Origin of the sequence: Enterobacter wuhouensis, assembly GCF_035835995.1 — a bacterium.
In the GTDB taxonomy this organism is placed as follows: domain Bacteria; phylum Pseudomonadota; class Gammaproteobacteria; order Enterobacterales; family Enterobacteriaceae; genus Enterobacter; species Enterobacter wuhouensis.
Genome location: NZ_CP142124.1, coordinates 4,177,911 through 4,200,260, shown reverse-complemented (window position 1 = coordinate 4,200,260; position 22,350 = coordinate 4,177,911). Strand labels below are relative to the sequence as shown.

The window sequence follows — 22,350 nt, the reverse complement described above, 5'->3', positions numbered from 1 at the left end:
CGGGTGGCGGCTGCGCCTTACCCGGCCTACAGATCTTTATGCGCCTTTTAGTGAGCAGGCACTGCCTCAAACACCAGCGTTTCCAAGGGCTGCAGCGTAATCACCACGGCATTTTTATACTCCCCTGGTACGGTTGAATTACGCCCGTACACCGCCTTCAAACCGTATTGCGTGGCACCACCCGTCGGGATCTCAAAGTCTCTGGTCAGATCCAGGTAGTAGCTTTGCGGCTTATCCGACGGGTTACGCAAGCCGAGAATCGCTTTGTCCTTGCTCCAGGATGCCCAGCCGTAAACCTGCAGCGCGGTGGGATCGCCACCAATCCAGTGCGTGTCCACCAGCACGCCGGCGTTATCCCGCGACCACTTCGCGGCCTGTGCCAGGGTGTCCCACTTCGCCTTGTTGAGCATGGACGGGGTGATATACAGCTCCTGCAGCTGGGTGCCGGTCGCGAAGTAGCTCCAGACCTGATCGGCAAAGTCACCGTCCGTCTGGACTTTCTCCAGGCCGTAATAGGCATTTTCGGCGCTGACGATCCCGTGGTACATCAGCGAGTTCAGCGGGAACAGCGGGCCTTTGCGCACAATGGAGCGGTAGGTTTCGGCATCGCGATAGGTCATCCACTGCTGCACCGGCGTGCCGGGGCCGTACAGATTTATGTCATCCCCCTGACGCCAGATTGAATCCGCGTAGAACAGCCAGGACGGGCTGGCGTCGGTGCCGGTCGTCAGGTTGATAAACAGATTCGGGTTAGCGCTGCGCATGTTATGCAGCAGAGCGATGGAGGCGTCAAAATCCGAGGCAAACGGGCTGCCCTGGATGTGCGAATTGGCATTGCCCATCCCGTCGAGCTTGAACGAGGTAATGTGCTCGTTTTTGATCAGCTTGATAATCTGTTCATTGAAGTTTTTAAAATAGTTCGGCCCGGACAGCGCCAGCTTCCCGTCCACCGTTTCGAAACCGTATTCCTTCGCATGCGAGACGCGCGTATCGCGCGGCTTGTTGTAACCACCCCACGGCGAAAGCCACAGCCCGACGGAGCTGTGCAGGCTGTCGGCTTTCTCTCGTACCTTGCCAAAGCCGTTGCTGAATGCCGGGCCAAACAGCCAGCGTCCGGTAAGATCGTCCCAGCCGTCGTCCAGCAGGAAGGCGTCCAGCGCCACGCCGCGTCCGGTGATAAATTCCTTATTCCACTCATCCATGCGGCCAAGCACGTCCTGCTCGGAGTAGGGGGTAAAGAAACCGATATCCATCCAGCTGTTGTAGTGCAGGTAAGGCTTGTACGGGCGTGGACGCACGGCGTCGATGAACTGGTTCACGCTGCGGCGCAGCTGGCTGGTTTCGGGGAAGGTACCGAAATACGCGGTATAGCTCACCGGCGTCTCCGGCTGGATCGGCGTTTTTAATTCGACGTTGAGGTTGGTCGTCGCTTCATAGGCGTAGGTATTAACGATCGGCTTATCCGGCAGGATAAAGAACGAGTCAGCGATAATCGGCGAGCTGTTGATTGCCCCGTCAACGTAAGGTGCCTGAGCCTGTTTTTTCGTCGGGAAGAAGGTAATTTTTGCCACGTTTCGCGGTTGCCCGACGGCAGCAAGCGTGTAGTCGATGCTGGCGTACTTCCCCTTCACCAGGTTTAACTTCACCGTTACGTTAAAGTCCGGATGGGTAAAGTCGATGATAATTGCACTGTCCTGCTTTTCGACGTGCTTGATTTTGAAATCAGCGGTGTGGATTTTTGTTTCATCCGGCAGCGTCAGAAAGAACAGCTCCTGCGGGGTGATGGGATGGTTGGCAGTAGTATCTTTCACCACCACCGTTGAATTTGCGTCATCAAAGGACAGAGCAAGCTTATCGTTGGTGAGCGTGTAGTTTGCCGCCATAGCGCTACAGGGAACGACAAGGGCAAGCATTGAGAGGGTGAGGTTTTTTTTCATCAGAATAAGATCCTTTTTGTTATGCTTCAGCCGGAAGCAGCAACCGATTTGCCGAGCCGCAAACGGCGATCTTGCTTCTGACCACCTCTTTCATGGCGTCCATGCCGACCCGCATGTAGAAGCGCGGATCGTTACCCTGCGGATTTTCGGCAAACCAGGCTTTAACCGCGTCAGAGAAGGCGATTTTCAGCTCGGTCGCCACGTTCACTTTGCACACGCCCAGCTCGATGGTGCGGCGTACAAACTCATCCGGCACATCGCTCGCGCCGTGCAGCACCAGCGGCACGGTGACCACTTCGCGGATCTCGGCCAGCCGCTGGAAGTCGATTTTCGGACGTTTGGTATAGAGGCCGTGCGCGGTGCCGATGGCGACGGCAAGGCTGTCTACGCCGGTCAGCTCGACGAAGCGTTTCGCTTCCTGCGGATCGGTGAGGAACGCGCTTTCGGCGTCCACGCTCATGTCATCCTCCACGCCGCCCAGGCGGCCCAGCTCGGCCTCGACGCTGCAGTCGTTGAGGTGGCAGAAATCGACCACCGACTTCACCAGCTTCACGTTTTGTTCAAACGGATAGTGGCTGCCGTCGATCATCGCGCTGCGCACGCCCGCGTTGACCTTGCGGCGAATATCGTCCAGCGATTCGTGGTGATCGAGGTGCAGCGCCAGCGGCATGTCGTAGGTGTGGGAGTACGCGCTGCACAGGGCGTAGATCTCTTCCAGCGCGATATGCTTAAAGGTGCCCGGCGTGCCCGCCAGGATCACCGGCGATCGCATTTCGCTGCACGCTTCGAGGATCGCCTGGATCGTCTCCGCGTTGTGGATGTTGAATGCCGGAACGGCGTAGCCTTTTGCCTGCGCGTCCTGCAGAAGGTATTTGGTAGAAATAATACTCATGATCCGATCCTCTTAAGCCTGCCACGGGTGAATAACAACGCCCTGCACCACGCGGTTGACCGTCCCGCTGGCGGATGGCGTATCGGGCGTATTGCCTACGCTGAGCGACTGCGTGAGCGCAAAGACCTGGGCGTACATCAGGAAGCAGAACGCCTGTTCCATATCGATAAACGGACGGGAAGGCGGCAGCAGGATATGCGGGCCCGCTTCAATAACCGGATCGTTTTCAGCGGCGATGGCGACGACGCGCATGGCCTGCCGATCGCGGCGCAGCTCGGCCAGCAGATCCAGATCGTACTGACGGGTATACGGATGGCTTGAGACATACACCACCACCAGCGTTTCGCTATCGACCAGCGACTTCGGCCCGTGACGGAAGCCCGTCGGGGAGTCGTAAAACGCCGCCAGCTTGCCCGCCGTCAGCTCCAGCACCTTCAGCGCCGATTCGCGCGCCGCGCCCTGCAGGCCGCCGCTGCCCAGATAGACAACGCGTTTCCACGCTTCATTGCCAAAGACGCCGTGGCTGAAATCACCGAGCGTAGTGAGGATCGCCTGACACCGATCGGCGACGTCGCGGAAGGTGTGGCTATTGATCGTTTCCGGAGCGAACACGGCCAGGCAGCTGGCCATCATGGTGGTAATGCTGCTGGTCATGGCAAACCCGCGATCGTGCGTTTCGGCAGGCATCAGCAGGGCATAGGCGTTATCGCTGTCGACCGCAGTTTGATACAGGCTTCCCGCCTCATTGCAGGTGATCGACAGGTGGTAGCACTCCGGCACGAACTGATTTGCCAGCTCGACGGCAGCGACGCTTTCCGGGCTGTTGCCGGAGCGGGCGAAGGAGATCAGCAGCAGCGGATGCGCAGGGCTGAAGTAGTCCATTGGATTGGTGACCAGATCGGTCGTTGGAACGGCTGTGAAGTTTTTCCCGGTGTGGCTGGAAAGCCATGGCGCAATGATGTCGCCGATAAACGCCGATGTGCCCGCGCCGGTCAGGACGATCCGCAGATCGCGCTTGCGCAGCAGCGGCGTCAGGAAACTGTCGATCGAGGATCGCAGGCTATCGATATTATTCAGTGAGCGGCTCCAGCTCGCAGGCTGCTGGCGGATCTCTTCCTCGGTCCAGGTGCCGGTTGTGGCGGCGGTAGTGGTTTGTTGCATAACTCATTCCTTAGTCGTGTGAATTCCACATCAGACGCTGGCAATCGTGTCGCTATCTTTCGTTTCGTTTCACTTGTTCACGTTAGCAGTTAAATAAAATCTATAGAAAAGAAATCGAAAGTTCAATGAAAGAAAAGAAATAAAACGAAAAGTGTGATCGCCAAAGGAAAGGCAATGAAGAAGGAAAGGAAAAGAAAGGCCTTACGATCTCGTTCCGTAAGGCCAACGGGAGACACAATGAAAGGGCTAAAGGGGAAGAGCCTGGCCCTGAATCCAGATCTTATGGAGGTGCAAACCCCTGTCCAGCGCGATGAGATTCGCGCGTTTACCCGGCGCTAACGAGCCGAGCTGGTTATCCATACCCAGCAGGCGGGCCGGGTGCAGCGAGGCCATATGAATCGCGTCTTCGGCGGTAATGCCCGTATGTTCCACCATATTGCGTACGGCGGCATCCAGCGCGAGCGTGCTCCCGGCCAGCCCGCCGGCGCCGGTTCGAACCACGCCGTTTTGCATCGAGACCTCTTCACCACAGAGCGTGTAGCGTCCGTCCGGCATACCTGCCGCCTGCATGGCATCGGTAATCAGCACCACGCGATCCTGCGCGCAGCAGCAGCACAAGCGCATTGCGCCCGGATGGACGTGGTGCCCGTCGGCAATCAGCTCCAGCCACGCCCGTTTGTCCGTAAGCCCTGCGCCGACCATGCCGGGTTCCCTGTGGTGCAACCCCGTCATGCCGTTGTAGCAGTGAACCAGCCCGTCGGCACCCGCATCAAATGCCGCAAGCGTTTGATCGTAAGTGGCGGCGCTATGGCCCAGCATCACGCGTATGCCGCGCTGCTTAAGGTGGCGGATCGCTCGTAATGCGCCGGTTTTTTCCGGCGCGAGCGCCACTACCCGTAGCGTGCCCTGTGAAACGGCAACCAGCCTGTCCAGCTCGGCGATATCCAGCTCCCGGAACAGCTCCGGCGGATGCGCCCCTTTGTTCTGCGGCGTAAAGTAAGGTCCTTCCAGATAACTGCCCAGAACCTGCGCGCCGGGGCCGCCTGCGCGAGTGCGCCGGGCGATGCGCATAAGCGCGTCGTGGATGGCCTCCAGCGGCGCGGTGACGGTGGTGGGCAAAAATGCGCCCACCCCTTCACGCGCTTTATGCATCGCCAGCGTATCCAGCACGTCGGGCGCATCGTCCATGACGTCTACGCCCGCGCCGCCGTGCACGTGCGTATCGATGTACGCCGGGCAAAGCAGCTCAGCATCGCGCGCCGTAACGCCTGCCGGGATAGGTTCAATCGCCGCAATCGTTCCGTTTTCAATGCGTAGCTGGTGGTCGTCCAGCCAGCCCTGCTCCGTGAGCAAACGATGCGCGCGCAGCAGCTGGCTCATATTCCTTCCTCAGCCGGCGCTTCCTCGCGACAGCGTCCCAGCTCGTCCACCAGGCTGGTCAGCCCGCGATGCCCGCACTCCAGCGCCTGCCGCCGAAACGCTTCGCTGCTTAGCCCGTCGCGCTCCAGCACCATCTCCAGCAGCAGCTGCAGGTTGGTGCCGGTGATCACTTCGCTGCCCGGCCTTTGCATGGCGAGCGTTGACGCCACGCGGAACGGCGTGCCGCCCAGCAGGTCGGTAAGAAAGACAACATCGTGCTGCGCATCCAGCTCGCTGACCGCCTGCTCAAGCTGAGCGGTCAGCCGCGCGGTGGTGGAGCTTTCCGGAAAATCGACGGCGATGAACTGCGGCTGCTCGCCGAGGATCTGCTTCATTGCCTGCTCAAGCCCGCTGGCAAAGCCGCCGTGACCCGTCAAAATAATGCCTAACATCGCTACCTCTTTGCTTTTACAGGAAGTGACAGAACTTACCGACTACACCCAGCAGCACGGTGATACCAATCAGGCGCAGCGGGCTCCAGCCGCGGCGTACCAGCCAGAACATGGTCAGGGTATAGACCAGCGGCAGGAACGCGGGCATCAGCTTGTCGATCACGTCGGCCTGCAATTTAACGACCGCATCACCCGCCTTGATTTCAAGCGTGGTATTGAGGCGGACGTAGGTTGCCACCAGCGCGCCGATCACCGTCATCCCGACGATAGACGCCGCGTGGCCGACCTTTTTGGTGTTGGCCTTAATCAGCGGAATGGCCGCGACGCCCATCCGGTACGCGTAGTGCGCCAGGCCAAAACGCAGGCCAAGGTGCACCACGTTAAACAGCACGATAAAGACCACTGCGCCCAGAATCGACCCTTGCAGCGCCAGGCTGGCGCCAATACCGCCGCAGATGGGCAGCAGGGTTAGCCAAAACATGGCGTCGCCAATGCCGCCGAGCGGGGCACCGACGGCAATTTTGGTGCTCTGGATGCTGTTCACATCCTGCTTGGAGCGCTCCATCGCCAGAATAATGCCGATAACAAAGGTCACCAGGAACGGGTGGGTGTTGAAGAAGCCCATATGGCCTTTCATGGCGCGCGCCAGGTCCCGCTTGTTGGTGTGGATCTTTTTCAACGCGGGCAGTAAGCCGTACAGCCAGCCGGAGGCCTGCATACGTTCATAGTTAAACGAGGCCTGCAGCAGCATGGAGCGCCAGGCCACGCGGTTAATATCCTGCTTCGTCAGCTCGGCACCGATGCTTTGGTCCTCGTAGACGTTTTCATTCACGCCGGTCAGGAGCGTCTCTTCGCTTTCAGACACGCCCGGCAACGTTGTTTGGTTAGATGCCATCTTCGAATTCCTCTTTCTGAGCGGCAGGCGCCGTCGGTTCAGGTGATTTGCGCATCAGGTCGATCAGCGCCATTGCCAGCGCGGCCGCCGCTATCGCCAGCACCGGGAGCTTGAGCCAGGCTGCAGCCACAAAGCCGATAATGAAGTAAGGGATATAGACGTTTTTCATCATGATCTTCAGCAGTACGGCGAAGCCGATAGCTGGCATGATGCCGCCCGCCACGCCGAGGCCGTCAATCAGACGCGCTGGCAGAACGTCAATGGCGGTTTTCGCATGTTCTGCACCGAAGTAGATCGGCAGGAACGCGCACAGAAAATAGAAGATGCCGAGTGCCAGCAGCGCCAGATAGTTGACCCGTTCAATGCCGCTGGTGTCGGCATTTGCCGCCATGCGGTCGCAGCGGGACATCACGCCGGACATTACCGAGAAGAGGAAGGTGATCCCCATTTGCACCGCAACGGCAAACGGCACGGCGACGCCAACCGCAACCTCCGGCTTCACGCCGGTGCTGATGGCAAAGGCGGTGCCCACGATGGTGCCGATAATGACGTTAGGCGGCTGCGCGCCCGCCAGGGGTGCCAGTCCCATCCAGACCAGCTCTAACGTCCCGCCGGTCAAAATGCCGGTATGCAAATCGCCCAGAATCAGGCCGACCAGCGGCCCGAGTACCACCGGGCGGTGCATGTGCGTTAAGCCGTTAAACATATCCAGACCGGCGATAAAGGCGAGTACGCCCAGCGCCAGCGCCTGCAACAGACTGATTTCCATTGTGAATCCCTCAGAGCAGTTTAAAGAGATCCAAAGCAGCTTCTGTTGGTACGCCCTGAACGAAGCATTCCACTCCGGCAGATTTCAGGCCGTTGAACGCGGCGATATCGTTCGCGTCGACAGAGACCGTTTTGGCAATTTGTTGTTTGCCATTGGCGTAGTGCATGTTTCCCACGTTGATACGGGTGATGGGCACGCCGCCCTCGACCAGCGTCAGAAAATCGGCGGGTGATTTGCAGACCAGCAGGATTTTCTGACGGTCAGCGGCGCGGTGAATGTTGTCGATCACTTTTTGCAGCGACCAGAAGCGCACGGCGATCCCCTCCGCGAGCACCATTTCCATCAGGTTTTGCTGTACCGGATCTTCAGCCACCTCGTCATTTGCTACCAGCACCAGGTTTGCTCCCGCAAACCCCACCCACTGCACGCCCACCTGACCGTGGATCAGACGTTCATCGATGCGGCATAAAACAATGTTTGGCATAGCGTTTTCCTCTTTTTAATTATGCGTTTTGAGTCGTTACGCCTTCGCAGGCGGCGTGGTACTGCTGAAGTATGTCCTGAATGTGGTCGATAATGAGTTCCCGTGGTGTCGACTTGAGAGCGCCCTCGCGAACTTTGCCGTACTGCAGCGGCAGATACTGGCTAATCAGCGGCAGCGGGATGGGTTCATCCGCCAGGTTGCGCACCAGTCGCTCAAAAGCATCGTCAATCTGGCTGTCCGGCCAGTAGTAGCGCACGCGGTCGGAGTAGCTGTAGCCGCGCGCCAGGCGTCGCGCGTTACCGTCACCGTGGTAGTGGCTTTGCCAGTATTCCGGGCGATCGAGCATGACGTTTTCCAGCACGTGGCGCAGGCCGGAGCTGGCTTTCGCAGGGAGCAGTTCCTCTTCAATGGCGGCCAGCGAGAACAGCGCCTCGCGCAGGGCGAAGGTCAGGGCAGGGCCAACTTTCAGAATGGCGAAGTGATCTTTCACCAGCTGGCGAAGCGCCTGCGGCGTCTGGTAATCGGTGGAGTGCGCTTCAAACACCAGCGTGTCGTAGGCTTCAACCATTTTGCTCAGGGCAACGGCTTTCTGCGGCTGATAGTCGCAGACGTGCGCGTGGTCGAACTCCACGCCAGGCTGGACCACCAGGCCAATAATGCGCGGCCAGATGTCGTTTAACCCCTCTTTTTCGAACGCGTGGCGGTGAGCCTCAAGCGTGGCGCGGGCCGCGTCCGGCGTAGTGACCTCAAGCTCGGTGAGCGTCTCGTGTGCGCCGCCGGGAACCGGAACCTCCGTGCCGATAACGTAGACCAGATCGGTGACGCCGAACTGTTCGCGGCAGGTCGCTTCGGCAATCTTCGCCAGACGAGCCGCGCGTTCAGCAACGATGGCATCGGTTAACGGCACCGGATCGTCTTCGCAGGACATGCTGCAGTCGAGGTGGATCTTTTTGAATCCGGCGGCAACATAGCTTTTGATGAGGTCGTCGGCATTGGCCATCGCCTGCTGTGCAGGCAGGTTTTGCCAGCGGTTCGGCCCTAAGTGATCGCCGCCGAGGATCAGCTGTGAGGTCGGAAAATCGAGCGACTCGGCCAGACGGCAGACAAACCCGTAAAAATCTTCGGGCGTCATGCCGGTATAGCCGCCGAACTGATCCACCTGGTTGGAGGTGGCTTCAATCAATAGCGGCGTTTGATGCGACTGTGCGTAACGAATTGCGGCTTCAAGTACCAGGGGATGTGCGGAACAGACGGCGTAAATCCCGTTTGCATTCCCCCGTTTATGTTGTTCCACCATGTGTGTCAGATGTTTCACTTTCCTCTCCATTTCGGATGGTGTTGGTATTCATCTTTCGTTTTGTTTCATTTGATACTGCATCATGGTGTTATAAAAATAAAACGAAAGATAATAGTTTTCCGATCTGTTTCACAAAAGAAACATAATGAAAGGTTTCAGCGCCCGGTCGGCTTGCGTCTGGTCGCCAGACAGGGCTTGCATTCCCGTAAAAGAAAGGCCTTAATAGGCGAAACGAAATGAAACGAAAGTTTATTTATTAAGGAGCTCGTATGAGCAGCACCGATTCATCCGCGGAAAAGCGCATCACCGGTACCAGTGAAAGGCGAGAGCAAATTATTCAGCGGTTGCGGGCGCAGGGAAGCGTGCAGGTTAACGATCTTTCTCATCTCTATGGCGTGTCGACGGTGACGATCCGCAACGATCTGGCGTTCCTTGAGAAGCAGGGCATTGCCGTACGTGCCTACGGCGGCGCCCTGATATGTGAAGGCAATGCGACGGGCGCTGAGCCTTCCGTGGAGGATAAAAGTTCGCTGAATACGGCGGTGAAGCGCAGTATTGCGCAGGCCGCCGCTGAGCTGGTAAAGCCAGGCCACCGCATTATTCTGGATTCCGGCACCACGACGTTTGAAATCGCCCGCATGCTGCGCCAGCATACGGACGTGATTGCGATGACCAACGGGATGAACGTCGCCAATGCGTTGCTGGAAGCGGAAGGGGTAGAGCTGCTGATGACCGGCGGGCATTTGCGCCGTCAATCGCAATCGTTCTACGGCGACCAGGCGGAGCAGTCGCTACAGAATTACCATTTTGACCTTTTATTCCTGGGCGTTGACGCCATCGATCTGGATCGCGGTGTAAGCACGCACAATGAAGACGAGGCCCGCCTGAACCGCAAAATGTGCGAGGTGGCAGAGCGTATTATCGTGGTGACGGACTCCAGCAAGTTTAACCGTTCGAGCCTGCATAAAATCATCGATACGCAAAGGATCGATATGATTATTGTCGACGAAGGGATTCCGGCGGAGAGCCTGGACGGGCTGCGGAAGAGCGGGATTGACATGGTGCTGGTTTAAGAGGTTTTACACCTTTCCCCTCACCCTGCCCTCTCCCCATAGGGGCGAGGGTGAAAAGACCGCACCGAGCAGTCCCCTCTCCCCTATGGGGAGAGGGTTAGGGTGAGGGGCCATCACGTCACCGGTGCCGGATTAAACACCGCCAGCTGATTATGTAATCCCCACCGATCGGAGAAGGTTTTCTTCCGCCCGCTCGCCACGTCCAGAATGAAGTGGAACAGCTTCCAGCCCACGTCCTCAATGCTCTCTTCCCCGGTGGCGATGGTGCCCGCGTTGATGTCCATTAAGTCATACCAGCGGTTCGCCAGCTCGGTGCGGGTCGCCATCTTGATCACCGGCACCGCCATCAGGCCGTACGGCGTGCCGCGTCCGGTGGTGAAGACCTGAACCGTAATGCCGGACGCCACCTGCTGCGTACCGCAAACGAAATCGCTGGCAGGCGTTGCCGCGTAAATCAGGCCGCGTTTGGTTGGGCGCTGCCCGGGTGACAACACTTCCACAATCGCGCTCTGGCCGGATTTGGCAATCGAACCAAGGGCTTTTTCCACCACGTTCGCCAGGCCGCCCTTCTTGTTGCCCGGAGACGGGTTGGCGCTGCGATCGGTTTGGCCCATATCCAGATAGTTATCGTACCAGGCCATCTCCTCCAGCAGGCGTTTGCCCACCTCTTCGTTGACGGCGCGCGGCGTCAGCAGGTGGATGGCGTCACGCACCTCGGTTACCTCGGAGAACATCACCGTCGCGCCGCAGCGCACGAACAGATCGGACGCATAGCCCACCGCCGGGTTAGCAGTGACGCCGGAAAACGCATCGCTGCCGCCGCACTGGGTTCCTACAACCAGGTCAGACGCCGGGCAGGTTTCGCGCTGGCGCCTGTTGAGCTTGTCCAGATGACGTTCAGCCACCTGCAGAATATCGTCGACCATCGATCTAAAGCCGACGTGGTGTTCGTCCTGCAGGCGCACGATGCTGGCCTCGTCCACCGGAATGGCTTTCACATCCTCGGTGCCCTGCAGCAGGCGCTCAGGCTGCAGCTTTTCACAGCCCAGGCCAATCACCATCACCTCGCCGCCAAAGTTCGGGTTAAGGGCGATATTATGAATGGTGCGGATTGGTACCACCGCCGCGGGCGCGTTGATCGCCACGCCGCAGCCGTAAAGGTGGTTCAGGCCGACCACGCCGTCCACGTTCGGGTATTTCGGCAGCAGGTCGCGCTCGATGATTTTCAACACGTAATCCACCACGCCCGCCACGCAGTGCACGCTGGTGGTAATACCGAGCAGGTTCTTGGTGCCGACGCTGCCGTCCGCGTTGCGATAGCCTTCAAAGGTATAACCTTCCAGCGGCGGAAGCGGCTCGGGAACGCGGGTCGCCAGCGGCAGGGTGTTCAGCGGCGGTGCCTTGGGTAGCTCCACCAGCGACTCCTCAATCCAGCTTCCCTGCGGGATGGCGCGAACGGCATAGCCAATCACTTCACCGTAGCGCACGATTTCACCGTGAGCCGGGATATCCACCAGCGCGACTTTATGCCCCTGCGGAATATGCTCAATCAGTTCCAGCCCGTCCGGGAAACGGGTTCCCGCTTTTAAGCCGTTGTCGTTGACAATAATCGCCACGTTATCGGTGTCGTGTACTTTTATATAGAACGCCGTCGGCGATGCCTGTCGAATTTCAATGTCGGCCATTGTTCAGTATTCTCCAGCAAAGTGTCTGATAATTAATGCGGCCAGATGGATTTTTATTTTCTTATTATCGAAATAAAGATGCCGCTTCTTAAATAAAGAATGTCAGGACTTAGGGTATAAAAATGTGATCCGGATCACTCCCTAATGCGAGACATCATGCCCGTTAGCCCCTAATGCCTGATTCTGTGCATCAGCGCCCAGTGCCTTGTGCATATGCTCAAAATATTATTTATATAGGCCGCGATAATTGAGCGTTATTACAATGTGCGAATACCGGGTGATGATTATACTGAATCACGATTTCATTGCATCTGGTTAATTACCTGATATTGCCTGCTATCGATAAATAATCAGGGAATACTCCTTCATAAAAATTATAAATATAAAACTATCGATGTGCCCGAGGAAATAAACATGATTCTGGATACCGCTGTAGAATCGAAAAAGGGGATACCCACCCGTTATTTAATTCTGCTGATTATATTTATCGTTACGTCCATCAACTATGCTGACCGTGCCACGCTGTCGATTGCCGGCACCGAGGTGGCGAAAGAGCTGCAGCTGAGCGCCGTCTCGATGGGGTATATCTTCTCCGCCTTCGGCTGGGCCTACCTGCTGATGCAAATCCCCGGCGGCTGGCTGCTGGATAAGTTCGGCTCGAAAAAGGTTTACACCTACAGCCTGTTCTTCTGGTCGCTGTTCACCTTCCTGCAGGGCTTTGTGGATCTCTTCCCGCTGGCCTGGGCGGGCATTTCAATGTTTATCATGCGCTTTATGCTCGGCTTCTCGGAAGCGCCGTCATTCCCGGCGAACGCCCGCATCGTGGCGGCCTGGTTCCCGACTAAAGAGCGCGGCACCGCGTCTGCGTTGTTTAACGCGGCGCAGTATTTCTCGCTGGCGATCTTCTCTCCGCTGCTGGGCTGGCTGACCTTCGCCTGGGGCTGGGAACACGTCTTCACCGTCATGGGAGTGATTGGTTTCGTGCTGACCGGCGTATGGGTCAAGTACATCCATAACCCGACCGACCACCCGCGCATGTCCGGGCAGGAGCTGAAGTTCATTACCGAAGGCGGTGCCGTGGTCGATATGGACCACAAAAAGCCGGGTGCGCAGGCGGCGAGCGGCCCGAAACTCCACTACATCAAACAGTTATTGACCAACCGCATGATGCTGGGCGTCTTTTTTGGTCAATACTTTATAAACACCATCACCTGGTTCTTCCTCACCTGGTTCCCGATTTATCTGGTGCAGGAAAAAGGGATGTCGATTCTGAAGGTCGGTCTGGTGGCCTCCATCCCGGCGCTGTGCGGCTTTGCAGGCGGCGTGCTGGGCGGGGTGTTCTCGGATTACCTGATTAAGCAGGGCAAGTCGATAACGCTGGCGCGCAAGCTGCCGATTGTGCTGGGCATGCTGCTGGCATCATCCATCATCCTGTGTAACTACACCAACAACACCACGCTGGTGGTGGCCCTGATGGCGCTGGCGTTCTTCGGCAAAGGCTTTGGTGCCCTCGGCTGGCCGGTCATTTCCGACACCGCGCCAAAAGAGATTGTCGGCCTGTGCGGCGGGGTGTTTAACGTCTTTGGTAACGTGGCGTCTATCGCGACGCCGCTGGTAATTGGTTATCTGGTCAGTGAGCTGCATTCTTTCAACGCGGCACTGGTATTCGTTGGCTGTTCAGCGTTAATGGCGATGGTCTGCTACCTGTTCGTGGTAGGCGACATTAAACGTATGGAATTGCAGAAATAAGCAAAGGTATAAGCGATGAGTAACGATATCTTCCCGAACAAGTTTAAAGCGGCCCTCGCGGCGAATCAGATCCAGATTGGCTGCTGGTCTGCCCTGGCGAACCCCATCAGCACCGAAGTGCTGGGCCTGGCCGGGTTCGACTGGCTGGTGCTGGACGGCGAACATGCGCCAAACGATATCAGCACCTTTATTCCGCAGCTGATGGCGCTGAAAGGCAGCCACAGCGCGCCGGTGGTGCGCGTGCCGACCAACGAGCCGGTGATCGTCAAGCGCCTGCTGGATATCGGTTTCTACAACTTCCTGATCCCGTTCGTGGAGACCGAAGAAGAAGCGGTGCAGGCCGTGGCCTCTACCCGCTACCCGCCGGAAGGCATTCGCGGCGTGTCGGTGTCGCACCGCGCCAACATGTTTGGCACCGTGCCGGACTACTTCGCGCAGTCCAATAAGAACATCACCATCCTGGTGCAGATCGAGAGCCAGCAGGGCGTGGATAACGTCGATGCCATCGCCGCAACCGACGGCGTGGACGGCATCTTCGTCGGGCCAAGCGACCTGGCGGCCGCCTTCGGCCACCTGGGAAATGCGGGACATCCGGAGGTGCAGCGCGCCATTCAGCACATTTTCGCCCGCGCCAAAGCGCACGGCAAACCGTGCGGCATTCTGGCCCCGGTTGAAGCGGACGCCCGCCGCTACCTGGAATGGGGCGCGACCTTTGTTGCGGTCGGCAGCGACCTCGGCGTGTTCCGCTCCGCCACGCAGAAATTAGCAGACGCATTTAAAAAATAACCATCATTGAGGAAAAAGTTATGACGCTGAAAGTGGGCTTTATTGGCTTAGGTATCATGGGTAAACCAATGAGTAAAAACCTCATTAAAGCGGGTTACTCACTGGTGGTGCTAGACCGTAATTCAGACGCCGTGGCGGAAGTGATTTCAGCCGGTGCAGAAGCGGCCACCACGGCCAAAGCGGTTGCCGAGCAGTGCGATGTGATCATCACCATGCTGCCAAATTCCCCGCACGTAAAAGAAGTGGCGCTGGGCGAAAACGGCATTATCGACGGCGCGAAGCCGGGCCTGGTGGTTATCGACATGAGCTCTATTGCCCCGCTGGCCAGCCGAGAAATTAGCGAGGCGCTGAAGGTGAAGGGCGTGGATATGCTGGACGCGCCGGTGAGCGGCGGCGAGCCAAAAGCCATCGACGGCACGCTGTCGGTGATGGTGGGCGGCGACAAGGCGATTTTCGACAAATATTACGACCTGATGAAAGCGATGGCGGGTTCCGTGGTGCATACCGGTGAAATCGGGGCGGGTAACGTCACCAAGCTGGCGAACCAGGTGATTGTCGCCCTGAACATTGCGGCGATGTCAGAAGCGCTGACCCTGGCCACCAAGGCGGGCGTAAACCCGGATCTGGTTTATCAGGCGATCCGCGGTGGCCTGGCGGGCAGCACCGTGCTGGATGCCAAAGCGCCGATGGTGATGGATCGTAACTTCAAGCCGGGTTTCCGCATCGACCTGCACATTAAAGATCTGGCGAACGCGCTGGATACGTCCCACGGCGTGGGCGCGCAGCTGCCGCTGACCGCCGCGGTGATGGAGATGATGCAGGCGCTGCGCGCGGATGGGCTGGGTACAGCCGACCACAGCGCCATCGCGTGCTACTACGAAAAACTGGCGAAAGTGGAAGTTGCTCGCTAATGACGTCCTGCCCGGTGGCGCTGCGCTTACCGGGCCTACGGTCCAGGCCGGATCCGTGCTGTAACAGGCTACAACTATGAAAATCGTAATCGCTCCAGACTCTTATAAAGAAAGCCTTTCTGCCACCGAGGTAGCTCAGGCGATAGAAAAAGGATTTCGGGAGATTTTTCCCGACGCACTTTATGTTTCTGTGCCTGTTGCTGACGGTGGAGAAGGTACGGTCGAAGCGATGATCGCCGCCACCCGGGGCACGGCACAGCACGCCGTCGTCACCGGCCCGCTGGGGGAAAAGGTCAACGCCTGCTGGGGGATGTCGGGCGATGGCAGCACCGCATTTATCGAGATGGCGGCGGCCAGCGGCCTGGCGCTAGTGCCCCCCGCGCAGCGTAACCCGCTCGTGACCACTTCACGCGGCACGGGGGAGCTTATCCTCAGCGCGCTGGATAAAGGCGCACGCAATATTATTATCGGCATTGGCGGCAGCGCTACGAATGATGGCGGCGCCGGCATGATACAGGCGCTGGGCGCGAAGCTCACTGACGCGAACGGTACGGAGATCGGCCACGGCGGTGGCAGCCTGATGGCCCTTAACAGCGTTGATATTTCGGGCCTGGACGAGCGCCTTGAAGGGTGTTCGATCCGCGTGGCCTGCGACGTCACCAATCCGCTGGTGGGGGAAAAGGGGGCGTCACGCATTTTTGGCCCGCAGAAAGGGGCGACGGAAGGGATGATCCTCGAGCTGGACGCCAACCTCAGCCACTATGCCGATGTCATTAAAAAATCCCTGCGTATCGACGTGAAGCACGTACCGGGCGCGGGCGCGGCGGGCGGCATGGGCGCCGCGCTGATGGCCTTCCTCGGGGCAGAGCTTAAGAGCGGGATTGAGATTGTCACGCAGGCGCTTAACCTCGAAGAACATATCCACGACTGCACCTGGGTGCTGACGGGAGAAGGGCGCATCGACAGCCAGAGCATTCACGGCAAAGTGCCCGTTGGCGTAGCGAACGTCGCCAAAAAATACCATAAGCCGGTGATCGGCATTGCCGGTAGCCTGACGCAGGATGTCGGTGTCGTTCACCAGTACGGCATTGACGCGGTATTCAGCGTGCTGACCAGCATCGGCTCGCTCGAAGAGGCGTTTCGCAGCGCCTATGACAACATTTACCGCGCCTCGCGTAATATTGCCGCCACTTTACAGGTGGGGATGCACACCCAAGGGTGACAGCGGGGCGCAAACCCTCTATACTTCGCGCCGAAGCTGACCAGACAGTCGCCGCTTCGTCGTCGTCCCTTTCGGGGGAGACGGGCGGAGGGGAGGAAAGTCCGGGCTCCATAGGGCAGGGTGCCAGGTAACGCCTGGGGGGGAAACCCACGACCAGTGCAACAGAGAGCAAACCGCCGATGGCCCGCGCAAGCGGGATCAGGTAAGGGTGAAAGGGTGCGGTAAGAGCGCACCGCGCGGCTGGTAACAGTCCGTGGCACGGTAAACTCCACCCGGAGCAAGGCCAAATAGGGGTTCACATGGTACGGCCCGTACTGAACCCGGGTAGGCTGCTTGAGCCAGTGAGCGATTGCTGGCCTAGATGAATGACTGTCCACGACAGAACCCGGCTTATCGGTCAGCTTCAACTTTTTAAAGAACCCCGCTTCGGCGGGGTTTTTGCTTTCTGCACCATGATGCAATGTTTACAAACGAGACCAATTCTCAGTTTTGCGACATGAAGCACATTTCACTGTCTCGATGCTTAATGCATGCATTCATCCTCCATTGACGATCGCAATCACAAAATTTCCCGCTATAAAATGCGTTATTTGTAGTGTTTTGAGATTGTTAATATTGTTATTAAAATGGGTGTCATTGTTTTCTTATTTGATATGCATATATTGAAATCAAAAACATTTACCGCATGAATATGTGACCTGCTCCACTCTTTCCTTCATCATCGTAAAATTATTATTATCGTATTTGATAAATTACAAAAATGTTTTAAGTAAATAATGACTATTTATTAACCTTTAATTGTCTGAAAGTTAATCTTTATTGTTATTTAATATTTGAAGAAATTCACCGTGGTTATCGGCATAAAATAAATTTATTACTCCCTTTTTTGTTGATCAATATCAGCGTAATAGCGTATTTATATTTGTTTACTGTATTGATTTTAAAGGTTTTTATTGGGTTTTTGCAGCCAGCCGAATGAGTCCTAAAAGGTAAATTGTGAGTAACAGCACATACCCTCTTAAACACAATTAGGTAGAATCCGCTCCGTCATAGGGAAATAAGCGCAGAATATTATGAACACTATTATTCTACCGAAAACACAGCACCTCGTGGTATTTCAGGAAGTCATTAAAAGTGGCTCCATAGGTTCTGCGGCTAGACAGCTGGGCCTGACGCAGCCGGCGGTCAGCAAAATCATCAGCGATATCGAATCCTATTTCGGCGTGGAAGTGATGGTACGTAAAAACACCGGCGTAAAACTCACTGCCGCAGGCCAGGTTCTGCTCTCGTACTCAGAGTCGATCACCCGCGAAATGAAGAATATGGTGAGCGAGATTAACAGCCTCAGTTTTAGCACCGTCATGGACGTCTCCTTTGGCTACCCGTCGCTGATTGGCTTCACCTTCCTCTCTGAGATGATCAAAAAATTCAAGGAAGTGTTCCCGAAAGCGCGCGTCTCGATGTATGAAGCCCAGCTCTCGTCGTTCCTGCCCGCGATTCGCGACGGTCGTCTGGATTTTGCCATCGGCACGTTAAGCGACGAAATGCTGCTGCAGGATCTTCACGTCGAGCCGCTGTTTGAATCCGAATTTGTGCTGGTTGCCAGCAAATCACGAACGTGCACCGGCCCGACGACACTGGCATCGCTCACGCACGAGCAGTGGGTGATGCCGCAAACCGATATGGGCTACTACAAAGAACTTCTGACCACCCTGCAAGACAACCACATCAGCATTGAAAACATCGTCCAGACCGATTCCGTCGTCACCATTTATAACCTTGTCCTCAATGCCGATTACCTGACGGTCATTCCCCGCGACATGATTGCACCGTTCGGTTCTGACCAGTTTATTGTGCTGCCAGTGGAAGATGAATTTCCCGTGGCGCGTTATGCCGCGGTGTGGTCAAAAAATTACAGTATTAAGAAATCAGCGTCAGTATTAGTTGAGCTGGCGAAGCAATATTCGTCGATGAATATAGAAAGACGACGATGAATTTTTAGAACGTATTTTAAAAACACCCAGAGCTTATCTCTGTAACGCTCTGATACCCTGACTTTGCCTGAAAAGAATGAATTATTATAACGAGGATATTATGCACATTACCTACGATCTCCCGGTAACCATTGAAGATATTCAGGACGCCAGAAAACGACTGGCGGGAAAAGTTTATAAAACCGGTATGCCGCGCTCGAATTATCTCAGCGAACGCTGTAAGGGTGAGATATTCCTTAAGTTCGAAAATATGCAGCGTACGGGTTCATTCAAAATTCGCGGCGCGTTTAATAAGCTAAGCTCGCTGACCGATGCCGAAAAACGCAAGGGCGTTGTCGCCTGCTCTGCGGGCAACCACGCGCAGGGCGTGTCGCTCTCCTGCGCCATGCTCGGTATCGACGGCAAAGTGGTGATGCCGATGGGCGCGCCGAAGTCCAAGGTTGCCGCCACGCGCGACTACTCGGCTGAAGTGGTGCTCCACGGCGAGAACTTTAACGACACCATCGCCAAAGTGAGCGAAATCGTCGAGATGGAAGGGCGTATTTTTATTCCCCCTTACGATGATGCCAAAGTCATCGCCGGGCAGGGCACCATTGGTCTGGAAATTCTCGAAGATTTATATGACGTGGATAACGTCATTGTGCCTATCGGCGGCGGTGGCTTAATTGCCGGTATTGCCACGGCGATTAAGTCCATCAACCCGACCATTAATATTATCGGCGTGCAGTCTGAAAACGTTCACGGTATGGCGGCATCGTATCAGGCCGGTGAAATCATCAACCATCGCGTCACCGGAACATTAGCAGACGGTTGCGACGTTTCTCGTCCGGGTAATTTAACCTTCGAAATCGTTCGAGAATTAGTCGATGACATTGTGCTGGTGAGCGAGGACGACATTCGCAACAGCATGATTGCCCTTATTCAGCGAAATAAAGTCGTAACAGAAGGTGCCGGTGCGCTGGCCTGCGCGGCGTTATTAAGCGGCAAACTCGATCGCTATATTCAGGGCCGTAAAACCGTCTGCATTATTTCCGGCGGCAATATCGATCTCTCCCGTGTTTCCCAAATTACCGGCTTCGTTGACGCATAAAGGATGACCTATGAGCAACACAGAAAGCATTATCGTTGGCCAGACAAAAACGTCCACCTGGCGTAAGTCTGATACCACCTGGACGCTTGGCCTGTTTGGTACCGCGATTGGCGCGGGCGTGCTGTTCTTCCCCATTCGTGCAGGCTTTGGCGGCTTGATCCCCATCCTGCTGATGCTGGTTCTCGCCTTCCCGATTGCCTTTTACTGCCATCGGGCGCTGGCGCGCCTGTGTCTGTCCGGCAGCAACGTCTCCGGCAACATCACCGAAACGGTAGAGGAGCACTTCGGTAAGACCGGTGGGGTGGTGATCACCTTCCTCTACTTCTTCGCCATTTGCCCGCTGCTGTGGATTTACGGCGTCACTATTACCAATACGTTTATGACATTTTGGGAAAACCAGCTCCAGCTGCCCGCACTGAACCGCGGCTTTGTGGCGCTGTTCCTGCTGCTGCTGATGGCCTTTGTTATCTGGTTCGGTAAAGACCTGATGGTGAAGGTGATGAGCTTCCTGGTGTTCCCGTTTATCGCCAGCCTGGTGTTGATTTCCCTGTCGCTGATCCCTTACTGGAACTCGGCGGTGATCGACCAGGTCAACCTGAGCGATATCGCCTTCACCGGTCATGACGGCATTCTGGTCACGGTGTGGTTGGGGATTTCCATCATGGTCTTCTCCTTCAACTTCTCGCCTATCGTCTCCTCGTTTGTGGTCTCCAAGCGCGAAGAGTACGAGCCTGAGTTCGGGAAAGAGTTTACCGAGCAGAAATGTTCCAAAATCATCGGTCGCGCCAGCCTGCTGATGGTGGCGGTGGTGATGTTCTTCGCCTTTAGCTGCCTGTTCACGCTCTCTCCGCAGAACATGGCGGAAGCCAAAGCGCAGAATATTCCGGTGCTCTCCTACCTGGCGAACCACTTCGCGTCGATGTCGGGAAGCAAATCCACGTTCGCAACGGTGCTGGAGTACGGCGCGTCCATCATCGCCCTGGTTGCCATCTTCAAATCCTTCTTCGGCCACTACCTGGGCACGCTGGAAGGGCTGAACGGCCTGGTCCTCAAGTTCGGCTACAAGGGCGACAAGAAGAAAGTCTCCATCGGCAAGCTGAACACCATCAGCATGATCTTCATCATGGGATCCACCTGGGTTGTGGCCTACGCCAACCCGAACATTCTGGACCTTATTGAAGCCATGGGAGCGCCAATCATCGCCTCTCTGCTGTGCCTGCTGCCGATGTACGCCATCCGCAAGGCACCGGCGCTGGCGAAATACAAAGGCCGCACCGAGAACATCTTCGTTACCGTGGTCGGCTTGCTGACCATTCTGAACATCGTTTACAAACTGTTCTAACCCAAAGCTTAGGAAGAGCGGAGTCACATGATGATTGAGTTTCCGGTAGTACTGGTTATTAACTGCGGATCGTCCTCCGTTAAGTTTTCGGTGCTCGACGCAAGCAGCTGCGATGCCCTGATGACGGGGATTGCAGACGGTATCAACACCGAGAAGGCCTTTATTTCCGTGAACGGGGGTGAGCCAGTCGGACTGGCTCACCAGGACTACGAAGGGGCGCTGGCCGCCATCGCCCTGGAGCTGGAGAAGCGCGATCTGATGAGCAGCGTGGCCTTAATTGGCCACCGCATCGCTCACGGCGGCGACATCTTCAGCGAGTCGACCCTGATTACGGAACAGGTTATCGAGCAGATCCGCCAGGTTTCCCCGCTGGCGCCGCTGCACAACTACGCCAACCTGGGCGGCGTGGAAGCGGCAGAGCGCCTGTTCCCGGGCGTGCAGCAGGTGGCGGTATTTGACACCAGCTTCCACCAGACGCTGCCCCCGCAGGCGTATCTGTACGGCCTGCCGTACCGCTATTTCGAAGAGCTTGGCGTGCGCCGCTACGGCTTCCACGGCACTTCTCACCGCTACGTCGCCGCGCAGGCGCATACGCTTCTCGGGCTGTCCCCCGATGACAGCGGCCTGGTGATTGCCCATCTCGGCAACGGGGCGTCCATTTGCGCGGTGCGCAACGGGGAAAGCGTCGATACCTCGATGGGAATGACGCCGCTGGAAGGGCTGGTGATGGGGACGCGCTGCGGCGACGTGGACTTTGGCGCGATGGCGTGGATTGCCCAGCAGACCGGCCAGTCGTTTGAGGATCTGGAGCGCGTGGTCAACAAAGAGTCCGGGTTGCTGGGGATCTCCGGCATCTCCTCTGATTTACGCGCGCTGGAGAAAGCCTGGCACGAGGGCAACGAGCGTGCGCAGCTGGCGATCCAGACCTTCGTCCACCGCATTGCGCGGCACATTGCGGGTCACGCGGCGTCGCTGCACCGTCTGGATGGCGTGGTGTTTACCGGCGGCATCGGTGAAAACTCGACGCTCATTCGCGAGCTGGTGGCAGAGCATCTGAAGGTCTTTGGCATCATTCTTGATGAAGCCAAAAATGCGCTTCCGGGCAGCGCGGGTGAGCGCGTGATCTCTACAGATGCCTCCCGCACGGCCTGCGCGGTGATCCCAACCAATGAAGAAAAAATGATCGCGCTGGACGCCCTCCGTCTTGGGAAGGTCACTCCGGCTGCGGCTTACGCCTGATTAAGCGAGAAAC

The 22,350-nt window shown here is 56.9% G+C and carries 19 protein-coding genes and 1 other RNA gene; 10 read left to right on the top strand and 10 right to left on the bottom strand.

Features of this window, described 5'->3' with window-relative positions; translation table 11 throughout:
- Positions 1 to 47: 47 nt before the first annotated feature.
- The 9 genes from VPX56_RS19975 to kbaZ all read right to left on the bottom strand — a co-directional run bounded on the left by VPX56_RS19975 (position 48) and on the right by kbaZ (position 9,276).
- Positions 48 to 1,937 (bottom strand): alpha-galactosidase, encoded by a 1,890-nt coding sequence (locus tag VPX56_RS19975; RefSeq protein ID WP_326468538.1) that lies wholly within the window; start codon positions 1,935 to 1,937, stop codon positions 48 to 50.
- 19 nt (positions 1,938 to 1,956) lie between these two features.
- Positions 1,957 to 2,829: a tagatose-bisphosphate aldolase subunit KbaY gene (gene kbaY / locus VPX56_RS19970; protein ID WP_045134778.1), complete on the bottom strand. Its 873-nt coding sequence runs from the start codon at positions 2,827 to 2,829 to the stop codon at positions 1,957 to 1,959.
- A gap of 12 nt (positions 2,830 to 2,841) precedes the next feature.
- The gene (locus VPX56_RS19965) at positions 2,842 to 3,990 is read right to left on the bottom strand and encodes an SIS domain-containing protein (RefSeq protein ID WP_326468536.1); all 1,149 of its coding nucleotides are present in this window, start codon (positions 3,988 to 3,990) and stop codon (positions 2,842 to 2,844) included.
- Positions 3,991 to 4,236: 246 nt separating this feature from the next.
- Positions 4,237 to 5,370, bottom strand: a complete 1,134-nt coding sequence (gene nagA, locus VPX56_RS19960) for an N-acetylglucosamine-6-phosphate deacetylase (protein WP_326468534.1) — start codon at positions 5,368 to 5,370, stop codon at positions 4,237 to 4,239.
- The gene (gene agaF / locus VPX56_RS19955; RefSeq protein ID WP_131635341.1) at positions 5,367 to 5,801 is read right to left on the bottom strand and encodes a PTS galactosamine/N-acetylgalactosamine transporter subunit IIA; all 435 of its coding nucleotides are present in this window, start codon (positions 5,799 to 5,801) and stop codon (positions 5,367 to 5,369) included. The genes nagA and agaF overlap by 4 nt, the downstream gene beginning before the upstream one ends.
- A 16-nt stretch (positions 5,802 to 5,817) precedes the next feature.
- Positions 5,818 to 6,696, bottom strand: coding sequence for a PTS N-acetylgalactosamine transporter subunit IID (agaE, locus tag VPX56_RS19950; protein WP_010435942.1), 879 nt, complete (start codon positions 6,694 to 6,696; stop codon positions 5,818 to 5,820).
- Positions 6,686 to 7,465, bottom strand: coding sequence for a PTS N-acetylgalactosamine transporter subunit IIC (gene agaW, locus VPX56_RS19945; RefSeq protein ID WP_010435940.1), 780 nt, complete (start codon positions 7,463 to 7,465; stop codon positions 6,686 to 6,688). The genes agaE and agaW overlap by 11 nt, the downstream gene beginning before the upstream one ends.
- A 10-nt stretch (positions 7,466 to 7,475) precedes the next feature.
- Positions 7,476 to 7,949: a PTS N-acetylgalactosamine transporter subunit IIB gene (gene agaV / locus VPX56_RS19940; RefSeq protein ID WP_263610426.1), complete on the bottom strand. Its 474-nt coding sequence runs from the start codon at positions 7,947 to 7,949 to the stop codon at positions 7,476 to 7,478.
- 19 nt (positions 7,950 to 7,968) lie between these two features.
- Positions 7,969 to 9,276, bottom strand: coding sequence for a tagatose-bisphosphate aldolase subunit KbaZ (gene kbaZ / locus VPX56_RS19935; RefSeq protein WP_326468530.1), 1,308 nt, complete (start codon positions 9,274 to 9,276; stop codon positions 7,969 to 7,971).
- Between the two features lie 239 nt (positions 9,277 to 9,515).
- On the opposite strand from kbaZ, the gene VPX56_RS19930 reads away from it, so the two are divergent.
- Positions 9,516 to 10,319, top strand: a complete 804-nt coding sequence (locus VPX56_RS19930; protein WP_326468528.1) for a DeoR family transcriptional regulator — start codon at positions 9,516 to 9,518, stop codon at positions 10,317 to 10,319.
- Between the two features lie 113 nt (positions 10,320 to 10,432).
- Here the strand turns inward: VPX56_RS19930 and garD are convergent, their stop codons facing one another.
- Positions 10,433 to 12,004 carry a galactarate dehydratase gene (gene garD, locus VPX56_RS19925; protein WP_326468526.1) on the bottom strand — a complete coding sequence of 524 codons (1,572 nt, stop codon included), beginning with the start codon at positions 12,002 to 12,004 and terminating at the stop codon, positions 10,433 to 10,435.
- A 414-nt stretch (positions 12,005 to 12,418) separates the two neighbouring features.
- Here garD and VPX56_RS19920 point away from each other — a divergent pair, with 414 nt between their 5' ends.
- The 9 genes from VPX56_RS19920 (at position 12,419) to tdcD (ending at position 22,337) form a co-directional block, all read left to right on the top strand.
- Positions 12,419 to 13,753, top strand: coding sequence for an MFS transporter (locus VPX56_RS19920; protein WP_131635345.1), 1,335 nt, complete (start codon positions 12,419 to 12,421; stop codon positions 13,751 to 13,753).
- 15 nt (positions 13,754 to 13,768) lie between these two features.
- Positions 13,769 to 14,539, top strand: coding sequence for a 2-dehydro-3-deoxyglucarate aldolase (gene garL / locus VPX56_RS19915; protein ID WP_326468523.1), 771 nt, complete (start codon positions 13,769 to 13,771; stop codon positions 14,537 to 14,539).
- 20 nt (positions 14,540 to 14,559) lie between these two features.
- Positions 14,560 to 15,450: a 2-hydroxy-3-oxopropionate reductase gene (garR, locus tag VPX56_RS19910; RefSeq protein WP_131635347.1), complete on the top strand. Its 891-nt coding sequence runs from the start codon at positions 14,560 to 14,562 to the stop codon at positions 15,448 to 15,450.
- A gap of 76 nt (positions 15,451 to 15,526) precedes the next feature.
- A complete protein-coding gene (garK, locus tag VPX56_RS19905) occupies positions 15,527 to 16,672 on the top strand; it encodes a glycerate 2-kinase (protein ID WP_326468521.1) in 1,146 nt (381 codons plus the stop codon).
- Between the two features lie 32 nt (positions 16,673 to 16,704).
- Positions 16,705 to 17,081: RNase P RNA component class A (gene rnpB / locus VPX56_RS19900), an RNA gene on the top strand.
- Positions 17,082 to 17,745: 664 nt separating this feature from the next.
- Positions 17,746 to 18,666, top strand: coding sequence for a transcriptional regulator TdcA (gene tdcA / locus VPX56_RS19895; RefSeq protein WP_326468519.1), 921 nt, complete (start codon positions 17,746 to 17,748; stop codon positions 18,664 to 18,666).
- A gap of 100 nt (positions 18,667 to 18,766) precedes the next feature.
- On the top strand, positions 18,767 to 19,756 hold the full coding sequence (tdcB, locus tag VPX56_RS19890; RefSeq protein WP_131635350.1) for a bifunctional threonine ammonia-lyase/L-serine ammonia-lyase TdcB: 990 nt from the start codon (positions 18,767 to 18,769) through the stop codon (positions 19,754 to 19,756).
- Positions 19,757 to 19,766: 10 nt separating this feature from the next.
- Positions 19,767 to 21,098 (top strand): threonine/serine transporter TdcC, encoded by a 1,332-nt coding sequence (gene tdcC, locus VPX56_RS19885; protein ID WP_131635351.1) that lies wholly within the window; start codon positions 19,767 to 19,769, stop codon positions 21,096 to 21,098.
- Positions 21,099 to 21,128: 30 nt separating this feature from the next.
- The gene (gene tdcD, locus VPX56_RS19880; RefSeq protein WP_326472143.1) at positions 21,129 to 22,337 is read left to right on the top strand and encodes a propionate kinase; all 1,209 of its coding nucleotides are present in this window, start codon (positions 21,129 to 21,131) and stop codon (positions 22,335 to 22,337) included.
- Positions 22,338 to 22,350: the final 13 nt, after the last annotated feature.